The sequence below is a fragment of the Cytobacillus sp. NJ13 genome (assembly GCA_030348385.1).
Taxonomy (GTDB): Bacteria; Bacillota; Bacilli; order Bacillales; family Cytobacillaceae; genus Cytobacillus.
Genome location: JAUCFP010000006.1, coordinates 1,051,285 through 1,068,785 on the forward strand (window position 1 = coordinate 1,051,285; position 17,501 = coordinate 1,068,785).

Sequence of the window (17,501 nt, forward strand, 5' to 3'; positions counted from 1 at the left end):
AGGAGTTTTTCAAATGGCTAAAAAGCAGCTGGTTGATTTGGTAAACAGATTAAAGAAATCCGGTATTAAAGTAAGCTTTTCAAAGCCAAGATCAAAAACTTTAATACTCATTAACCAAAACAAAAATTTATCTTCTTCTGCGAATTAGGTTAAAAAAAGTGGCGGATTCAGAATCCGCCACTTTTTTATTATATTTGCTTCATGATCTTATTGAAAACATCATTCTTATCAAAATCTTCTCCCATTGGGAACTTCTTAATAAACTTATTATTCTCGTCAAGCAAATAGACAAAGGTGCTATGAACGTAGAAGCCATCACCGGGATCACGGTATTGAAATTGAAACGTGTTAGCGAGCTCCTGAATTTCTGACTGATCTTTTTTCAGGTTATCAGGCTCTGCAGTAAGAAAGATCCAATTGCCATCATTTTCAATTTCAAAGGTATTTCTATATTTTCGAAGAACCTCTGCAGTGTCTCTATAGGGGTCTATCGTTACAGTAATGAATTGCACCTTCTCCCCAAAAACACCCTCTTTCTCAAGATCGCCTTTCAGCAGATTCATCCTTTGTGTAGTAGTCGGACAAATATCCGGACAATGCGTATAAATAAATTCAACAAGCTTCAGTTTTTTATCCGATTCTGCAAAGTCGTAAACCTTCTCATCATCGGTTAAAAGTGTAATATGATCAGGTATCTTTGCTGTCATATCACGAATGATAAAAAAAGAAATGCCGGCTGTTATGCCTAATATGACAATAATAGCGGATATAATATATACTTTTTTCATTATTTCCCCTCCCAATATAAGGATAAATAATATCCATCAAAAATCCTATGGATAATCTGTGAACTTATTCTTAAAACAGGGGAAATTATAGTGAAGCAATAAGAAAAGCGTAAGCGCCTTGTTCATTTAAACTAAAGGTATTGGTTAACCTTAAACATTATTAAACGAAACTTAATTTTTAACTGTTCGTATTTAGTAGATATCTAAATGAGACTTAGTTATACATAAGATGAGGTAAATATAATTGGATACTTTTATAGCGGTAGTATCTGTATTAGCAAGATAGGCTGCGGAGAATTGCTTGCCTTAACTTGCTTTACTTCCAACATGCCCGATTTACGTCATGCTTACAACCTTTCCTCCTAAGATCGAAAGGTTATTTTAATAAATGAAGGGGAAAAATAGGAAAAAGCTAGTTTGAAAAGGGGAGTCGTATGAAAGCAACCGATTTACTTGTTCAATGTTTAGAAAATGAGGGCGTAGAGTATATTTTTGGGATTGTTGGGAAGGAAACCCTTGATCTGATTGATTCATTGTCAAAATCGAAACAAATTCAGTTTGTAAATGTTCGTCATGAACAAGGAGCAGCTTTTATGGCGGATGTTTACAGTAGATTATCAAAAAAGGCTGGTGTGTGCACAGCGACATTAGGACCTGGTGCGACAAACCTTTTGACAGGAATTTCGAGTGCAAATTTGGACCATTCTCCAGTTGTAGCCATAACAGGACAAACTGGCTTTAATAGGCAGCACCAGGAATCCCATCAATATTTGGATATCGTTAAAATATTTGAACCTGCAACAAAGTGGAGTGTTCAAATAAAAGATTCAAAAACCATTCCAAAGATCATTCGCAAGGCCTTTAGATTAGCTCAAATGGAAAAACCTGGTGCTGTTTTAATTGAATTTCCAGAGCATCTTGCCGCACAGATGATTTCTAATCACACATTACCAGTGACACCTATTCCAAGAAGTACACCAAGTTCACAAGCTTTAGAGAGTGCATGTACTATATTAGGTCAATACCAGAAACCACTTGTCATAGCAGGCAACGGGATAATAAGACAAGAAGCTGTTTCGGAATTCATCACATTTGTGGAGAAGCTTAAATCACCTGTTATTCATAGTTTTATGGCGAAAGGGGTGTTACCTAAAGACAATCCCCTTAATTTTTATACATTTGGATTTAATGAAAAGGATGAAGTTTTACCAATCATAGAGGAAGCAGATTTATTAATCGTCGTAGGGTATGATTTTGTTGAAAAGCCTCCTGAGGATTGGAATAAAAAGCAGCGTCCTATTTTACATATTGATCCAATTCCAGCCGAAATGGATGAACACTATCCTTTAAAGGGAGAATTGGTAGGTGATTTAAATCTGACCTTACAGGCACTTAATCAACTGGAAATTCCATTTAGACCATGGGTTCCGATAGGGAATTTAAGAGAACGGGTTAAATTAGCTTACCAAATCGATACAGATTCAAAAAAAGATCAATCATTAACGATAGAAAATGTCTTAAAGGTGATTGAAACAATCACACCAGAAAACACCATCATCATTTCTGATGTAGGTGCCCACAAGGTATCTATTGCCCGCACCTACCAACCCAAACAAGCCGGTCAACTCATTATATCAAATGGCTTAGCCTCAATGGGGATTGCCTTGCCAGGTTCCATTGGTGCCAAAATAGCTTGTCCAGATGCTCCGGTTATTTGTATCACCGGAGACGGAGGGGCATTAATGAATATAACCGAATTAGAAACGGCCCAACGATTAGGCCTATCGTTTATCATCATTGTTTTAAATAATGCAGCATTAAAATTAGAGGAACAAATGATGCTGGAAAAATTCAATAGCAGCTTTGGAACTGCTTTTGGCAACCCTGACTTTGTGCAATTAGCCAATAGTTTTGGAGTAAAAGGTGTAAGACCTCATCAATTGGATGAATTTGAACAGACTTTAAAGGAAGCTTTGAAGCTGGCCGATGAAATGACTTTGATAGATGTTCAGATGGGGGGATGAGAGATAAAATTGTCAAAAGAGACAAGGGGACGTCATTCCCCTTAAATAGAATTTAAATAATTATAATTCAAGTAACAAATTCCAAAAACAGTACCATGTTTATTACAAAATCGTCCTTTACCTTTTTGGAGGATTGCTTGAAAAGTGGAGGCGACTGCCCAGGGAGCCGCAACTAGACAAGCTTGTGACCTCGAGGGGGTAGGCGCTGAAGCTAGACATTGCTCAGAAATCAAAGACAGAATTTCTGATAAATAAAAAAGGAACCCCGCAAGGTTCCTTTTTTGGTTCTGCTATTATTTCATTGAAATCCAAACACTCTTAACTTCTGTATAGTTATCCAGAGCGTATGATCCCATTTCACGGCCGATACCGGATTGCTTATAGCCGCCAAATGGAGATGCAGCGTCAAATGCGTTGTAGCAGTTCACCCAAACTGTACCTGCGCGAAGTTTGTTGGCCACATAGTGTGCATTTGCCACATCACGAGTCCAAACGCCTGCAGCTAAACCATATTCACTGTTATTAGCACGGTTAATTAATTCGTCTATGTCATCATAAGGCATGGCTGAAATGACTGGTCCGAAGATTTCTTCCTTCGCAATTGTCATTTCATCACGAACATCAGCAAAAATAGTAGGGGAGACGAAGTAACCTTGCTCTTGCGGCTTGTCACCTCCTGCTACAAGCTGGGCACCTTCGCTTAGGCCTTTTTCAATGTACCCAAGAACGCGGTTTTGCTGCTCAGCAGAAACAAGCGGGCCAATTTCTGTGTCAGCATGAATACCGGCACCTTGTTTAATTTTTTTGGCATGCGAAGCCATGTCAGCTACAACATTATCAAACTGCTTTTTTTGTATGAAAACACGGGAGCCGGCACAGCACACCTGACCCTGGTTGAACATAACACCGTTCAGAGCTCCTGGAATAGCCTTTGATAAATCAGCGTCTGGCAGAATAATATTTGGAGACTTACCGCCAAGCTCAAGCGTAACGCGCTTTAAAGTCTTGGAAGCATTGGACATAATCAGTTTGCCTACTTCAGTAGAACCAGTAAACGCAATTTTATCAACTAATGGATGATCGACAAGCGGCTGGCCAGCTGTTTCTCCGAAACCTGGAACAATATTGACAACCCCTGGAGGGAAGCCGGCTTCATCCATCAGCTCAGCAAGATATAAAGCAGAAAGAGGTGTTTGCTCCGCTGGCTTAAGAACAACCGTACATCCTGTTGCAAGGGCTGCACCCAGCTTCCACATTGCCATAAGGAGAGGGAAGTTCCAAGGGATGATTTGCCCAACCACACCAACTGCCTCATGGCGAGTATAGTTGAAGAATGGCCCGCTGACAGGAATAGTCTGGCCGACAATCTTCGTAGACCAGCCTGCATAGTAGCGCATATGTTCAACAGCCAGAGGAATATCGGCATTAGTTGTTTCACGGATCGGCTTACCATTATCCAATGTCTCAAGCTGTGCTAATTCTTCACTGTTTTCTTCCATAAGATCAGCAAGCTTATACATAAGGCGGCTGCGCTTAGATGCGCTCATTTTTGACCATTTGCCTTCATCAAAAGCCTTTCGGGCTGCTTTTACTGCCAGATCAATATCTTCTGCACCGGCTTCGAAAACAGAAGCAAGAACTTCTCCTGTAGCCGGATTATACGTATCAAACGTCTTCTGTGATTTGCTTTCAACAAATTCACCATTGATATATAATTTCTTCTTTCCGCTTAAAAACTTTTCTACCTTTTCTTTTAATCCTGCAGTTAGCTGACTCATATAATTCCTCCTTAAAATAGTAGTCTATGTATTTCCATGGTGCAAAACATTTAGAAGAATACTTATGGTAACGCTTACAATCATACTTTAACATTAACAAAAATATAAAATCAACTCTGAATTAAAATAATTTTCAGATAATGTTCGACAATTCTCGCCTGTTCCCAACTTTAAACAAAAAAAAAGCATACCGGATTAATCCAGTATGCTATAAAACTATTAAATTAACATTCCTGCAATTGCTGCACTTAATAGAGAAGCAAGTGCTCCAGCTATTACAGCACGAATTCCAAGCTTGGCTATATCGTTCCGGCGGTCAGGGGCAAGGTTGCCCAATCCGCCCAGAAGAATGGCCATAGAGGAAATGTTGGCAAATCCGCAAAGCGCGAAACTCACTACTGCAACAGTCTTAGGAGACAGGCTGCTGATTTCTGGAGCGAAAGCTGAATAAGCAACAAATTCATTCAATACAAGCTTTTGGCCGATATATCCGCCAGCCTGTACAGCTTCAGCCCACGGAACACCTACTGCAAATGCAAGAGGGGCAAAAACAAATCCAAGAATGGTTTCCAATGTAAGATTTTCAAATCCGAAAAGCCCACCTGCAAATCCGATAATTCCATTGATAAGAGCAACCAGAGCGATGAAAGCAAGAAGCATAGCACCGATATTTAATGCAAGCTGAAGTCCGACACTTGCACCGCGTGCCGCAGCGTCTACCACATTTACAGAATCAGTATCTTTTTCAATCGTTATGTCGTCTGTTGTCTCTGAAACCTCTGTTTCAGGTATCATAATTTTAGCCAGGACAAGGCCGGCAGGTGCAGCCATGAAGCTTGCAGCAAGCAAGTATTCCAATGGTACCCCAAGAAGGGAGTATCCTATAAGAACTGAACCAGCAACTGATGCAAGGCCTCCGGTCATAACAGCAAACAGTTCAGATTTCGTCATTTTGTTCAGGAAAGGACGGACAATTAATGGAGCTTCCGTTTGTCCGACAAAAATATTAGCTGCTGCAGACATGGATTCTGCCTTGCTTGTTCCAAGCAGTTTGGACAAACCTCCGCCAATGACCTTTATAATCACTTGCATAACCCCGGTATAATAAAGCACAGATATTAGGGAAGAGAAGAAGATTACTGTAGTCAGCACCTGAAAAGCAAAGACAAAACCAACTCCAGATCCTTCCTGGAATAATCCTCCGAATAGAAAATTAATGCCTTCATTTGCATAACCGACAATATCATTTACTGCAAAAGTTAGTTTTTCTAATGCTTTTTTACCAAGATCCCATTTGAGAACAGCAAATGCAAACGCAAACTGTATGGCCAGCCCGCCAAGAATTGTACGAAGATTGATCGCTTTCCGATTTGAAGAAAGGAGAAAAGCAATCCCCAATACAGAAGCAATCCCTAATAAACCCCAGATAAAATTCATTTTGACACCTCATTTGTTGAATTTAGAATAATGAAAACGTTTTTACGAAACGCCAAAAATATAGACCTCTTATTTAAGAGGTTCGTGAATAGACGTCAGACATCTAACTTGATTACTTGTCCATTTTAACATGAATCCGCTTGCAGTAAAGAGTTTTTTTCTTGCCAAGTTAAAATTGTTGTTTAATCTCCTATTTTGTTTACAATTTCAATGAATCTAGTCTCTTTAACGAACCAATATCTGTAAATTTGCCACAGCTAAAATAACATATCTTCGATTTTATTTTCATTCCCCTGTTATAATTGCCCATTCGGGACAAACATCATTTTCATACACTGTCACTAGATGTCAGGAGGTGTTAGAATGGGTACAGGTGCAGGGTGTGGCAGCGGTTTTGCTTTAATCGTTGTCCTGTTTATACTTCTAATCATTGTTGGTGCTGCTTTCGTTGGTGGAGGCTTCTATTAATATCTAAAAAGTTCACAGCCCAAAAAATCTGCCCTTGCTTGGGCAGATTTTTTTTTCAGCCTTCCTGTTCAAATGAAATCAGTATGATAATCGGTTTAATGTCCAAAATAAGGATAGTTCATAATTTAGAAGGAGGGATTCAGCATGAACAAAAAAGACAAAAATGATGGCACGAATATTGCGGGCAGATATTATGAGACTGAAGATTATAACAGGAATGATCAGCTTTCATCAGGCCTGGCGACAACCCATGAACAAGTGAGTGACGCATACATGGAAGGACAGGCGGATGCCGTAATTGAAGACGTTGTCGGGGTGGATATTTCCATTCCGCGCAAAGGGTATGATGAATAACGCATAGTAAGCAGGTAAGAGAACAGATGAAGAAAATTAAAATCTGTTCCGCATGGATAGCTAATTGAGATTGCTGCCTTGATAAAAGCTATAATCAGAAAGAGAGGATGTTAGAACATCTTCTCTTTTTTGTGTGCGCCCGGCATGGGTGCAGTCTATAGGGTGCAAGTCCCGAGCCATGAAGGCAGTAGTAGTGGTTAGCTTAACGCAAGGGTGTCCGCGGTGACGCGGAATCTGAAGGAAGCGAGCGGCAAACCTCCGGTCTGAGGAACACGAACTTCATATAAGGCTAGGTACCATTGGATGAGTTTGCACATCAAAACGAAATCCTTACTGCCGAAGGTGGTACAGAGTAAATGGAGCAGATAGATGGAGGGAAAGACTGTACTCTTACCCGGGGAGGTCTGATTGAAACGCCAAGTACACTTGGTAACCTATCTAATGATAGATAGCTGAACAATTAGAAGTCAGCAGAGGTCATAGTACCTTACCAACTCGAGACGGTAAGGGAAGGACTGAACAATTAGGAAGAACGAGAAACTAGGCATACAATTCCTGTGTAGAAGCAGACAATCCGAAAGGACTTACTTGAAGGAGGAAGTGGTGAATCCACAGGGGACTTCATGAGGGTGGAGCAGGAATAACATAATTAGATTTCTACGTTCACGTCGAAAGGAAATATCACATGTTAATGGATCTGATTCTGTCACGGGAAAACTTAATAGAAGCACTTAAACGTGTGGAGAAGAACAAAGGGAGTCACGGCATAGATGGAATGTCCGTAAAATCCCTACGAAGACATCTTTATGAGAACTGGGACACCCTTTGTGACTCTTTAAGGAAAGGTACCTATCAACCTAACCCAGTCCGTCGAGTCGAAATCCCGAAATCGAACGGTGGAGTAAGGTTACTAGGAATACCTACCGTGACAGACCGGTTCATCCAACAGGCCATCGCCCAAGTTCTAACCCCGCTTTTTGACCCAACCTTCTCAGAACATAGTTATGGATTTAGACCAAAAAGAAGAGCTCACGACGCTGTTCGTAAAGCAAGGGAATTTATAAGTGAAGGTTATAGATGGGTGATTGACATGGACTTGGAGAAATTCTTTGACAAAGTGAATCATGATAAATTGATGGGGATAATGGCAAGTAAAATCCAAGACCGATTGGTCTTGAAATTGATACGGAAATATCTCCAAGCAGGAATCATGATAAATGGTGTAGTCCATGATGCAGAAGAAGGGACACCACAAGGAGGTCCTCTGAGCCCTCTTCTTTCGAATATCCTTCTGGATAAGCTCGATAAAGAGCTAGAAAAGAGAGGTCACAAGTTTGTCCGCTACGCCGATGATTGTAATATTTACATGAAATCGAAGAAAGCTGGAGAACGAGTGATGAACTCGATTACATGCTTCATTGAGCAGAAATTAAAGCTTAAAGTAAATAGAGAAAAATCAGCGGTTGATCGCCCGTGGAAACGAAAGTTCCTTGGCTTTAGCTTTACGTTTAATAAGATACCGAAGGTTCGAATAGCAAATGAAAGTATCAAAAAGCTTAAAACTAAAATAAGGGAGTTAACCTCCCGTTCTAAACCAATTCCTATGGAAGTTAGAATCGAGAAACTAAATCAATATCTAACGGGATGGTGTGGATATTTTGCATTGGCTGATACACCAAGTAAATTTAAAGAATTCGATGAGTGGATTAGAAGAAGACTTCGTATGATTGAATGGAAACAATGGAAGAAACCGAGGACAAGAGTAAGAAAACTCAAAGGTCTAGGTGTCACTGACCAAAAGGCATACGAATGGGGAAACTCCAGAAAGAAATATTGGAGAATAGCCTCTAGTCCAATCCTACACAAAACCCTCGATAACTCCTACTGGAGTAATCGAGGGCTTAAAAGTCTATATCAAAGATATGAATTTCTACGTCAAACTTAATTGAACCGCCGTATACCGAACGGTACGTACGGTGGTGTGAGAGGTCGGGGGTTAGTCACCCCCTCCTACTCGATTTATGACTATATTTGGACATTTGGGATATTGCACCTGTAAGCAGGATTATTCCACTTGAATTTTTATATTTTGCACAGCATTATACCCATATCCTTTTCTGTTCCAGTAAGGTTTTATTGGCTACATATTGCCCTCTGAATCGCTGGCCCTCACAAGAATGGTATGCTCACCCTTATATGCCTCCCAATCAAAATGCCACTTTACCCAGGAAAATTTTTCGTTTTCCCTGTATATAAGCGATGCCTTTCTCCATATATCCCTATGGTCAATTCTTATTGCCACCTCATTAATTGTTCCAGTGCCAGTCCAGGCAATTCCTTTTATTGCATGAAATCCTTCTTTTATAATGGAATAATTCAATGGCTGCTGGATTATGGTATTAACATTTATGGCGGTAACAGGCTTTTTATCCAAATCGCTGTCTTTATAAGGATAATAAACATAATCTTCTGATTGAAAAGGACCATTAAATTCATGCTGAATAATAAAAATATTCCTAAGCCACTTGACGGAGGCCATTGCATACCATTGAGGCACGATCAGTCTGAATGGATACCCATGCTTATAAGGTATGGGCTTGCCGTTGTACTCATAAGCTACAATCGTATCTTCACAGAGTGCCTTCTCAATTGGCAGGCTTCTGGCAAAGTAAAAGGTTCCTTTCAAATCTTTTCGCTCACCAAAATCCACTCCTGCAAACACAGCTTCTTCACTTCCATCCAAAAGTCCGGCTTTATCCAGCAGTTCTTTTAAAGGCACTCCCTTCCATTTCCCCTGACTGACTGCTCCTTCTTCCCATTGCTCACCAAAAACCTTTGGTTTAAATTTCGCTCTGTTATTGCCAGCGCATTCCAGAGGGACCAGAATGGTTTTGGATGGAAAGCGGGAAAGTTCACTTAAAGAAATTTCCATCGCTTTTTTCACGTTCCCGCTAATGGACAAAAATAAATTCTGAGGGCTAAATATCGGGTAGGAAAAATGGTTTCTTAAATAAAAATAATCCTGCGGTGTTTTCCAGCACTCCAAAAAATGAACGGGAGACTCCTGATTTTCAGGAGACAGACTTCGTGTTTTCAGATAAGGTGCTGAAAACTGACTATTCATGAACCATCACCTCCATTCATAAATACAATGCAATCCCCAGCGTTAGAACTATAGACAATCAACACTTCATTTATGCTAAGTTTAATACCTGCATTATGAGGAATAATCTTTTATATAAATGTTGAAGGGCGGTAAGGGAATGAAAGAAGAATTGAAGATAACAGGACACAGGCCTTTTTCACTGCCTGATAAACCCTGGGTTATGGAACAAATATGGAATGATGTATTATTTGCTCATTGGCCAGTACCTGCAGAAATAATGAAAGAACACATCCCTTCACAGTTAACATTAGATACATACAATGGTACCGCATGGGTTGGAATCGTACCTTTCTGGATCAGTAAAATAAGGGTGCGCGGCTTGCCGCCTTTGCCAATTATGAAATCGATGAATGAATTGAATGTAAGGACTTATGTGGAATATGAGGGCATGAAAGGGGTATATTTTTTTAGCCTGGATGCAGACAACTTTTTAGCCGTAACAGGGGCCAGAATGTTGTATTTCCTGCCGTATAAGAATGCCGAAATGGAAGTCAGTAAGTCTGAAGGTTTAATTAATTATGAAAGCAGCCGAGCACACAGCCATTCTGAGAGCGGCCAATTCAAAGCCCATTATAAGCCAATATCAAGACCCTTCAATTCAAAACCCGGAACACTTGATGAATGGCTTACTGAAAGGTATTGCTTATGGGTAACAAAAGGTAAAAAGGTTTTCCGCGGGGATATCCATCATACAAAATGGCAGCTGCATGAAGCTTCCTGCACGATACATCAAAACACTTTAGCTTCATTTTTGCCCCGCAAGTACTTTAAAGGCGAACCGATAGTCCACTACTCTCCGGAAAAACATGCTTATTTCTGGCCTTTAATAAAGGTTGCTTCACTGTAACTAAAAATTGATCCTATTAATGTTGTAACCCTTCCAATACCTCATCTCTTAAAGTAAATTTCTGCAAGCAGTTTTTTTGCTTCATTGTATGATAGCCCTGATTGGCTATTCAGCCTTTTTACTTCATCAATATCAGTTCCTGCTAGAGTAAGGTTTCTCTTTTTCTCTCGGCGGTCCATTGGCTCACCTCCTATTCAAAATTTTGTTCAAACATTTTCAATAATTTTCTCTTTTCTTGGCCATACTAAGAAAAAAAGGGGGCGTTTCCAATTTTCTTCAATAAAAAAGGCCAAGATGACAAGCCGGAAGTTGTAATGCTGGACACAGAGGTGTATTCCTGCAATAGCTGCAATGGCTGGATGAGAAAAGATTTTGCCTCTTCAGATTTAAAATGCCCATTATGCGGTGATGAAACAACTGCCGAAATGAGGGAATTGCCTCAAATTCTATAATCAAGATATAAAGAAAGACTGTTGTCCTTTAAAAAACAGTCTTTCTTTATTAAATTCAATAATCTCCATATAATTCCTGAAAGGCCTGTTCTGCGTCCTTTTCGGAAGAAAATAAGGCATCATCTTCTTCCATTAAATGGAAGGATTCATTAAGGAAGAGGGCCACTGCATTAGGGTCTTTAGGATGCTGTACAATTTCAGCCGGCCTGACGTTTGCCACACTTGGAGTATGAGGGTTATGATAAATAACAAAAACCTCATCACCAGATTTCACCTTTTTAGGATCGATTGTCTCCATTCCATTCACTCCTTTAATTATAGGTTTTCGTTTTGCTGGCCAATTTCGTGTGCGCCAATTATGGCATTTGCAGCTTCCAGCTGTTCATGTTCATCTATTGAATCTCCGGCAATATTTTTTAAATTAGGAAATTTTCCATCCGTTTCGATTGTCACGATCTCTTCTTTCGGTGCTTGTGTCAGGTACTTTTCTTCTTTCTCTTTCATGCATAATACTCCTTCAGTTAAATTAAGGTGGCTTTTCTTTAAGTTTTCACTCAGCATTGCTCTAATATTCAGCCATATAAATCCTTTTAAAAGGTGAATTTTAAGTATAAATCCTGGAGAATAATTACTGATATATATGTAAAGCCCCCTCTGAAACAGAAGGGGCTCCAACTTATTCGCAGCTGTTTTCCAATTCATCTACCAATGTTCCCACATAGCTTACAGCTTTGCGGATTGGATCTGGTTTGGACATATCAATGCCTGCGCTCTTGAGCAGATCGAGCGGCTTTTTCGTTCCACCAGCTTTTAAAACACCAAGCCATCGTTCAATGGCAGGCTGGCCTTCTTCTCGAATGCTCTGTGCTATAGCAGTGGATGCAGTTAAACCAGCTGAATAAGTATATGGATAGAGTCCCATGTAATAATGAGGCTGTCTCATCCAGGTTAAAGCCGCCTTATCATCCAGTTCAACCGTATCACCCCAGAATTCAGCAAGTGTTTCCATTTTTTGATCTGAAAGTGTTTTTGCTGTTAACGGAACCCCTTGATCAGCAAGAGTATATATTCTTCGCTGATATTCTCCCTCGAGAAGGTGTGTGACAAAGTTGTGATAATAAGTTCCAAGCAGCTGAAGAATTACCCAGCGCTTCATTCTCTTATCTTCAGTGCCGGCCATTAAATGCTGTCCAAGCAGCAATTCGTTAAGTGTTGAGGGAGCTTCTACAAAATAGGTTGAAGGGCGGGTATTCATTATACGCTGATATTTATTGGCCAAATAGAAATGACCCGCATGCCCAAGCTCATGAGCGAGAACAAAAGCACCGCGCATGGTGTCTGTCCATGTAATCAGGATGAATGGATGCGATCCATAGGGACTTGAACAAAATGCACCTGTAGATTTGCCCACATTGTCAGCCAAATCAACCCAGCGTTCAGTCAAGCCTTTCTCCATTATATCTGTATACTCTGGTCCCATTACTTTGAGTGCCTCTAATATGACTTTTGATGCTTCTTCAAATGTTGTTTCAGGATTGAACTCCGGATCAAGAGGAGCCTTCAGGTCACAAAAAAGCATCTTATCCAATCCCAGAACTTTTCTCTTTAACTGAGCATATCTGCGCATATGGGGGGCAAGCTCTTTTTGGATAATATTCAGCTGATTGTTGTACATTTCCTCTGTAACATGCTGGGAATCCAGGAGCATTTGTGTGACTGAACTGTATTTTCTCAGCTTTGAAAGTGCTACCTGCTTTTTCACCTCGGCAGAATAGGCAGAGGCAAATGTATTCTTATAGTTTTCCAGTGAATCTGTAAATGAGACATAGGCATTCCTTCTAATGGCAGTATCTGACGAAAACTCGTAACGATCTTCGTAAAGAGCAAAAGAGTTTGGCAAATCGTTTCCTTTACTGTCTTTAAAAGAGGAAAATGGCATGTCAGCAAGTTTTGCAGCCTGATACACATTATACGGAGCTCCAAGTACTTCACCCAATGCAGCCAGCGCTTCTTCCGTCTCTGGAGAAAGCCTATGCGTCTTTGATTCAAGAAGATCTGTCAGCTGTTTCCTGAAAGGCTCAAGGCCGCTTTCACTGTCTATGTATTTTTCAATCGTGCCTTCAGGTAAGGACATTAATTCAGAGTCAATAAACGAAAGAGCGGAGGCTGCTCTTGCTCTTAAAGATGCAAGTATGGATGAATTTGCCTGATTATCTGGATTTGTTCCATCCTCTGACTGGCGCAAGCTAGCATACGTTCCAGCTTGAACCAAACGGATGGAGAGCTTTTCCTGAGCGGAAAGGCAGCCCAGTAATATTTGCGGGCCTTCATGGAGCTTTCCCTTGAACTGTTCAAAAACAGAAAGATCTTCATCAATACTTCTGATTTCTTTATGCCAATCTTCCTCTAAAGCAAATAAATCCTCCACTTTCCATGTACGATCTACCGGAACCTCAACACGCTTTAATCGGGTTACTGCTGTTTGAACCATTTAACGATCCCTCCTATTTCGATTCTCTAAATAAAGAGATTATGGGACAATTATACAGGAAGGAAGAATAAATTTATAGACTTTTCAAACATTTTAAGTATAACTGTACTGTAACAGCTGGAGTTCCCTTGATAGTGGAAATTTTGGCACATAGCAGTAAATAAAAAAGCGGAGGGCATGAAGCCTTCCGCTGATTGTACTATTCCATTTTTTTTGAAAGACAGCGATCACATTCCATTAAATAAGATTCGGCCTGTTCTTTTACTGTTTGGCCGCACTCCGGGCATACCTTTTTGGGAAGAGTTCTAAAAAATTCAACTGGACTTTTGATCATGAATTTTCCTCCTTTTTATAATACAGTTTATTTTGTTTTCATCTGTTATAGTACAGTATATACTAAACAAAATTAAATGTGAAGTGGTTTAATTAAATTTTTAAAAAATTTTATCTATTACATTCATTGGTGCAAAATAAGAGTTGGTTCTCATTCAGACATCAGAAGGGGAAAACCAAAGGAGCGAGTCCGAAGTCGGTCCCCATTCGGTCAGATGAAGCGGAATTCTGGAGGAACGAGTCCGAAGTTGATCCTCATTCGGACAGGAGAGGGGGATATCCCGAGGAACGAGTCCGAAGTTGGTCCTCATTCGGACAGAAGAAGCGGAATTCTGGAGGAACGAGTCCGAAGTTGGTCCTCATTCGGACAGGAGAAGCGGAATTCTGGAGGAACGAGTCCGAAGTTGATCCTCATTCGGACAGGAGAGGGGGATATCCAGAGGAGCGAGTCCGAAGTCGGTCAACATTCGGACAGATGAAGCGGAATTCTGGAGGAACGAGTCCGAAGTTGATCCTCATTCGGACAGGAGAGGGGGATATCCCGAGGAACGAGTCCGAAGTTGGTCCTCATTCGGACAGAAGAAGCGGAATTCTAGAGGAACGAGTCCGAAGTTGGTCCTCATTCGGACAGGAGAAGGGGATATCCAGAGGAACGAGTCCGAAGTTGGTCCCCATTCGGACACGAAAAGGGGATATCCGGAGGAGAGAGTCCGAAGTCAGTCCCAATTCGGACAGGAGAAGCGGAAATCCGAAGGAGCGAGTCCGAAGTCGGTCCCCATTCGGACAGGAGAAGGGGATATCCAGAGGAACGAGTCCGAAGACATGCGGTAAAATCATCTAATGATTTCTAGCTATACGGCAAAAGGGCTATCTGTTCTAATGAACTTCTGACTTTATTTCGTCCAGCCCCTTCCATGGCTGTATTGATTCCATTACAATCATATTTAGTAAGGTAATAATGAGGGGGCTAAAAGCCTGCGATGACTGAGATAATTGTTTCTTTTAATCCGGTATTAATATTTGTAGCTATTATACTGACCATTATGGCTTCCTATACAGCATTAGATTTATTTACACTGATTAAATCATCTGACAGAAACCAGAAATTTTTGTTCCTGGGCGGAACTTTTTCACTTGGGATCGGGATATGGATTATGAACTTTATTGGCATGGTCGCCATCAACATAAATGCTTCAGGAAGTTATAATATTCCGCTAACCTTATTGTCCATGGTTTTTGGCATTTCATTTACTGGTATGGCATTTAATACAGTTATCGACCAGCAGCTGAAAACAGGAAATCTATTTGCGGGAAGCTTCTTTTTAACAATGGCAGTCCTATCTATCCATGTAACAGGAATGTTTGCTGTGGGGGTGAATGTGCAGTTTGGGCCTATCATATTTCTTATTTCCGCACTGATCATTTTTGTTTCTTTTTTATTTTCACTATGGATGCTCTTTTATTCGAAGAGTCTTTCGTACTCCAGACCTATCTGGATTAAGCCCTTATGTGCACTCATTTTCACGGGAGCCATTGTGGAGGGTTATTTTCTGCTGATCCGATCGTCATCATTTTATTCAAACGGGGAATTTAGCAGGGGAGGGGGCTCGCCGGAAACTTTTCTGACTTATCTTGTATTTTTTGCAGGAATTCTTATCCTGAGCGGGCTCATTGCTTCAAGCACTTTAATCAGCAAGCGCCTGGAAGCAAGTGACACCCATTTACATGATATTCAGGCTGCGCTTGATGAATCATCTATAGTGGCTATTACAGATCCAAAGGGCATTATCACTTATGTGAATGATAAATTTGTTGAAATATCTAAATATGAAGAAAATGAACTGCTTGGCAAAAATCACAATATCTTAAATTCGGGTTTTCATCCGCCGGAATTTTTTCAAAAGCTATGGAAAACAATTGGATCAGGGGAAATATGGAAGGGTGAAGTTCGAAATAAAGCAAAAGACGGAAGCTTTTATTGGGTTGAAACTACTATTGTCCCTTTTCTCAATAAAAAGAATAAACCCTATCAGTATGTTTCCATCCGGACTGATATATCGGCATTGAAATCTGCTGAAGCCAGCCTTAAAAATTCTCTGAAAGAGGTAAACGATATTAAATTTGCGCTTGATCAGTCTTCCATTATTGCCTTTACAGATGAAAAAGGAACAATAACCAATGTAAATGAGAAGTTTTGTGAAATCTCTCAGTACAGCAGGGAAGAACTGATAGGACAGAATCACTCCATCTTAAATTCAGGACTTCATTCAAAAGAATTCTTTAAGAACTTATGGAAAACAATTGGCCAGGGAGAAGTATGGAAAGGGGAAATACGCAATAAAACAAAAGACGGATCTTATTACTGGGTTCATACTACAATTGTGCCGTTCCTGAACACAAGCGGAAAACCTTATCAATACTTAGCAATAAGAACCGATATAACAGAGAGGAAAAAAACTGAAGAAGTTTTGCATCGGCAGGATAAACTGGCAGCAGTGGGCCAGCTTGCTGCAGGGGTTGCCCATGAAATCCGCAATCCGCTCACAACCATGAAAGGATATACAGAATTCCTGCAGCTGGATGAGACAAATGAAGAGAGGCAGGAGTACTTAAGCATCATTTTAGATGAAATTGACCGGGTAAATAATATAGTAGAAGATTTTATGGTTCTCGCTAAGCCGAAAGCCGCAGAACTGGAAAAAAGAGATATCATACCCATTATTAAAAATGTCGTTTCTTTTTTGGAATTTGAAGCACGAAAAAGAGACGTGAAAATTGGTTTCGAATATGAACAGGATATTATTCAAATTGAATGTGACGAAAATCGGCTAAAACAAGTCTTCCTTAATTTTATCAAAAATGGAATTGAAGCAATGCCTGATGGTGGGGACATCACCGTTAGTGCTAGAATCATAAATAACCAGGTTCAAATTGCAATACAGGATACAGGTGTAGGAATCCCGCAGGAAAAACTGAAAAATATCGGAGAACCCTTTTTTACAACCAAAAAAAATGGAAACGGCTTAGGTCTTATGGTCAGCTTTCAAATCATCGAAAGCCATAACGGAAAAGTATTTATCGAGAGTGAATTAAATAAAGGTACAACATTCAATATTGTTCTGCCTGCGAAATCTGCATAGTCAATCCCAAAAGGATTGGCTTTTTGTTAGAAATTAATTCCTGTCCTGTTTAATAATTGATTTTCCAATATATAGGAAAAACATCATAACATTGGAGAGATTCCCATGATATCAATGAAAAACATTAATTTCGTTTTAAAGGGCCCTTTTCTCTGAAATGTGTTTGTTATCATTCTGTTATATGCGTAACGGGATTATTATCTGTTTGTTCTTTTTTAGTAAA

The 17,501-nt window shown here is 40.1% G+C and carries 17 protein-coding genes; 8 read left to right on the forward strand and 9 right to left on the reverse strand.

Annotated features, from left to right (window positions below; genetic code table 11):
- Positions 1 to 13: 13 nt before the first annotated feature.
- Positions 14 to 148: a hypothetical protein gene (locus QUF73_05120; GenBank protein MDM5225585.1), complete on the forward strand. Its 135-nt coding sequence runs from the start codon at positions 14 to 16 to the stop codon at positions 146 to 148.
- Between the two features lie 40 nt (positions 149 to 188).
- Here the strand turns inward: QUF73_05120 and QUF73_05125 are convergent, their stop codons facing one another.
- Positions 189 to 788 (reverse strand): SCO family protein, encoded by a 600-nt coding sequence (locus tag QUF73_05125; protein ID MDM5225586.1) that lies wholly within the window; start codon positions 786 to 788, stop codon positions 189 to 191.
- Between the two features lie 434 nt (positions 789 to 1,222).
- Between QUF73_05125 and QUF73_05130 the strand changes: the two genes are divergently transcribed.
- Entirely contained in the window at positions 1,223 to 2,812 is a 1,590-nt protein-coding gene (locus tag QUF73_05130; GenBank protein ID MDM5225587.1) for an acetolactate synthase large subunit, read from the forward strand.
- A 293-nt stretch (positions 2,813 to 3,105) separates the two neighbouring features.
- On the opposite strand, the gene QUF73_05135 is transcribed toward QUF73_05130, so the two are convergent.
- Positions 3,106 to 4,590 carry an aldehyde dehydrogenase family protein gene (locus QUF73_05135; GenBank protein ID MDM5225588.1) on the reverse strand — a complete coding sequence of 495 codons (1,485 nt, stop codon included), beginning with the start codon at positions 4,588 to 4,590 and terminating at the stop codon, positions 3,106 to 3,108.
- A 219-nt stretch (positions 4,591 to 4,809) separates the two neighbouring features.
- Complete coding sequence (locus QUF73_05140) at positions 4,810 to 6,027, reverse strand: NupC/NupG family nucleoside CNT transporter (GenBank protein MDM5225589.1); 1,218 nt, start codon at positions 6,025 to 6,027, stop codon at positions 4,810 to 4,812.
- Between the two features lie 363 nt (positions 6,028 to 6,390).
- Here QUF73_05140 and QUF73_05145 point away from each other — a divergent pair, with 363 nt between their 5' ends.
- The 3 genes from QUF73_05145 (at position 6,391) to ltrA (ending at position 8,794) form a co-directional block, all read left to right on the forward strand.
- A complete protein-coding gene (locus QUF73_05145; protein ID MDM5225590.1) occupies positions 6,391 to 6,495 on the forward strand; it encodes a YjcZ family sporulation protein in 105 nt (34 codons plus the stop codon).
- 144 nt (positions 6,496 to 6,639) lie between these two features.
- Positions 6,640 to 6,849 (forward strand): YozQ family protein, encoded by a 210-nt coding sequence (locus QUF73_05150; GenBank protein MDM5225591.1) that lies wholly within the window; start codon positions 6,640 to 6,642, stop codon positions 6,847 to 6,849.
- Positions 6,850 to 7,534: 685 nt separating this feature from the next.
- Complete coding sequence (gene ltrA, locus QUF73_05155; GenBank protein MDM5225592.1) at positions 7,535 to 8,794, forward strand: group II intron reverse transcriptase/maturase; 1,260 nt, start codon at positions 7,535 to 7,537, stop codon at positions 8,792 to 8,794.
- A 195-nt stretch (positions 8,795 to 8,989) separates the two neighbouring features.
- On the opposite strand, the gene QUF73_05160 is transcribed toward ltrA, so the two are convergent.
- A complete protein-coding gene (locus QUF73_05160) occupies positions 8,990 to 9,973 on the reverse strand; it encodes a sulfite oxidase (protein ID MDM5225593.1) in 984 nt (327 codons plus the stop codon).
- A 139-nt stretch (positions 9,974 to 10,112) separates the two neighbouring features.
- On the opposite strand from QUF73_05160, the gene QUF73_05165 reads away from it, so the two are divergent.
- Positions 10,113 to 10,862 (forward strand): DUF2071 domain-containing protein, encoded by a 750-nt coding sequence (locus QUF73_05165; GenBank protein MDM5225594.1) that lies wholly within the window; start codon positions 10,113 to 10,115, stop codon positions 10,860 to 10,862.
- 41 nt (positions 10,863 to 10,903) lie between these two features.
- Here QUF73_05165 and QUF73_05170 read toward each other — a convergent pair whose 3' ends face one another.
- Positions 10,904 to 11,041 (reverse strand): hypothetical protein, encoded by a 138-nt coding sequence (locus tag QUF73_05170; protein ID MDM5225595.1) that lies wholly within the window; start codon positions 11,039 to 11,041, stop codon positions 10,904 to 10,906.
- Positions 11,042 to 11,131: 90 nt separating this feature from the next.
- On the opposite strand from QUF73_05170, the gene QUF73_05175 reads away from it, so the two are divergent.
- A complete protein-coding gene (locus QUF73_05175) occupies positions 11,132 to 11,314 on the forward strand; it encodes a cold-inducible protein YdjO-related protein (GenBank protein MDM5225596.1) in 183 nt (60 codons plus the stop codon).
- A gap of 55 nt (positions 11,315 to 11,369) precedes the next feature.
- On the opposite strand, the gene QUF73_05180 is transcribed toward QUF73_05175, so the two are convergent.
- The 4 genes from QUF73_05180 to yhfH all read right to left on the reverse strand — a co-directional run bounded on the left by QUF73_05180 (position 11,370) and on the right by yhfH (position 14,139).
- Positions 11,370 to 11,612: a transcriptional regulator SplA domain-containing protein gene (locus QUF73_05180; protein MDM5225597.1), complete on the reverse strand. Its 243-nt coding sequence runs from the start codon at positions 11,610 to 11,612 to the stop codon at positions 11,370 to 11,372.
- Positions 11,613 to 11,629: 17 nt separating this feature from the next.
- A complete protein-coding gene (locus QUF73_05185; GenBank protein ID MDM5225598.1) occupies positions 11,630 to 11,818 on the reverse strand; it encodes a hypothetical protein in 189 nt (62 codons plus the stop codon).
- Between the two features lie 172 nt (positions 11,819 to 11,990).
- Positions 11,991 to 13,805, reverse strand: a complete 1,815-nt coding sequence (gene pepF, locus QUF73_05190) for an oligoendopeptidase F (protein MDM5225599.1) — start codon at positions 13,803 to 13,805, stop codon at positions 11,991 to 11,993.
- A gap of 199 nt (positions 13,806 to 14,004) precedes the next feature.
- The gene (gene yhfH / locus QUF73_05195; GenBank protein MDM5225600.1) at positions 14,005 to 14,139 is read right to left on the reverse strand and encodes a protein YhfH; all 135 of its coding nucleotides are present in this window, start codon (positions 14,137 to 14,139) and stop codon (positions 14,005 to 14,007) included.
- A gap of 979 nt (positions 14,140 to 15,118) precedes the next feature.
- Here yhfH and QUF73_05200 point away from each other — a divergent pair.
- Entirely contained in the window at positions 15,119 to 17,278 is a 2,160-nt protein-coding gene (locus QUF73_05200; GenBank protein ID MDM5225601.1) for a PAS domain S-box protein, read from the forward strand.
- The last annotated feature ends 223 nt before the right edge of the window (positions 17,279 to 17,501 follow it).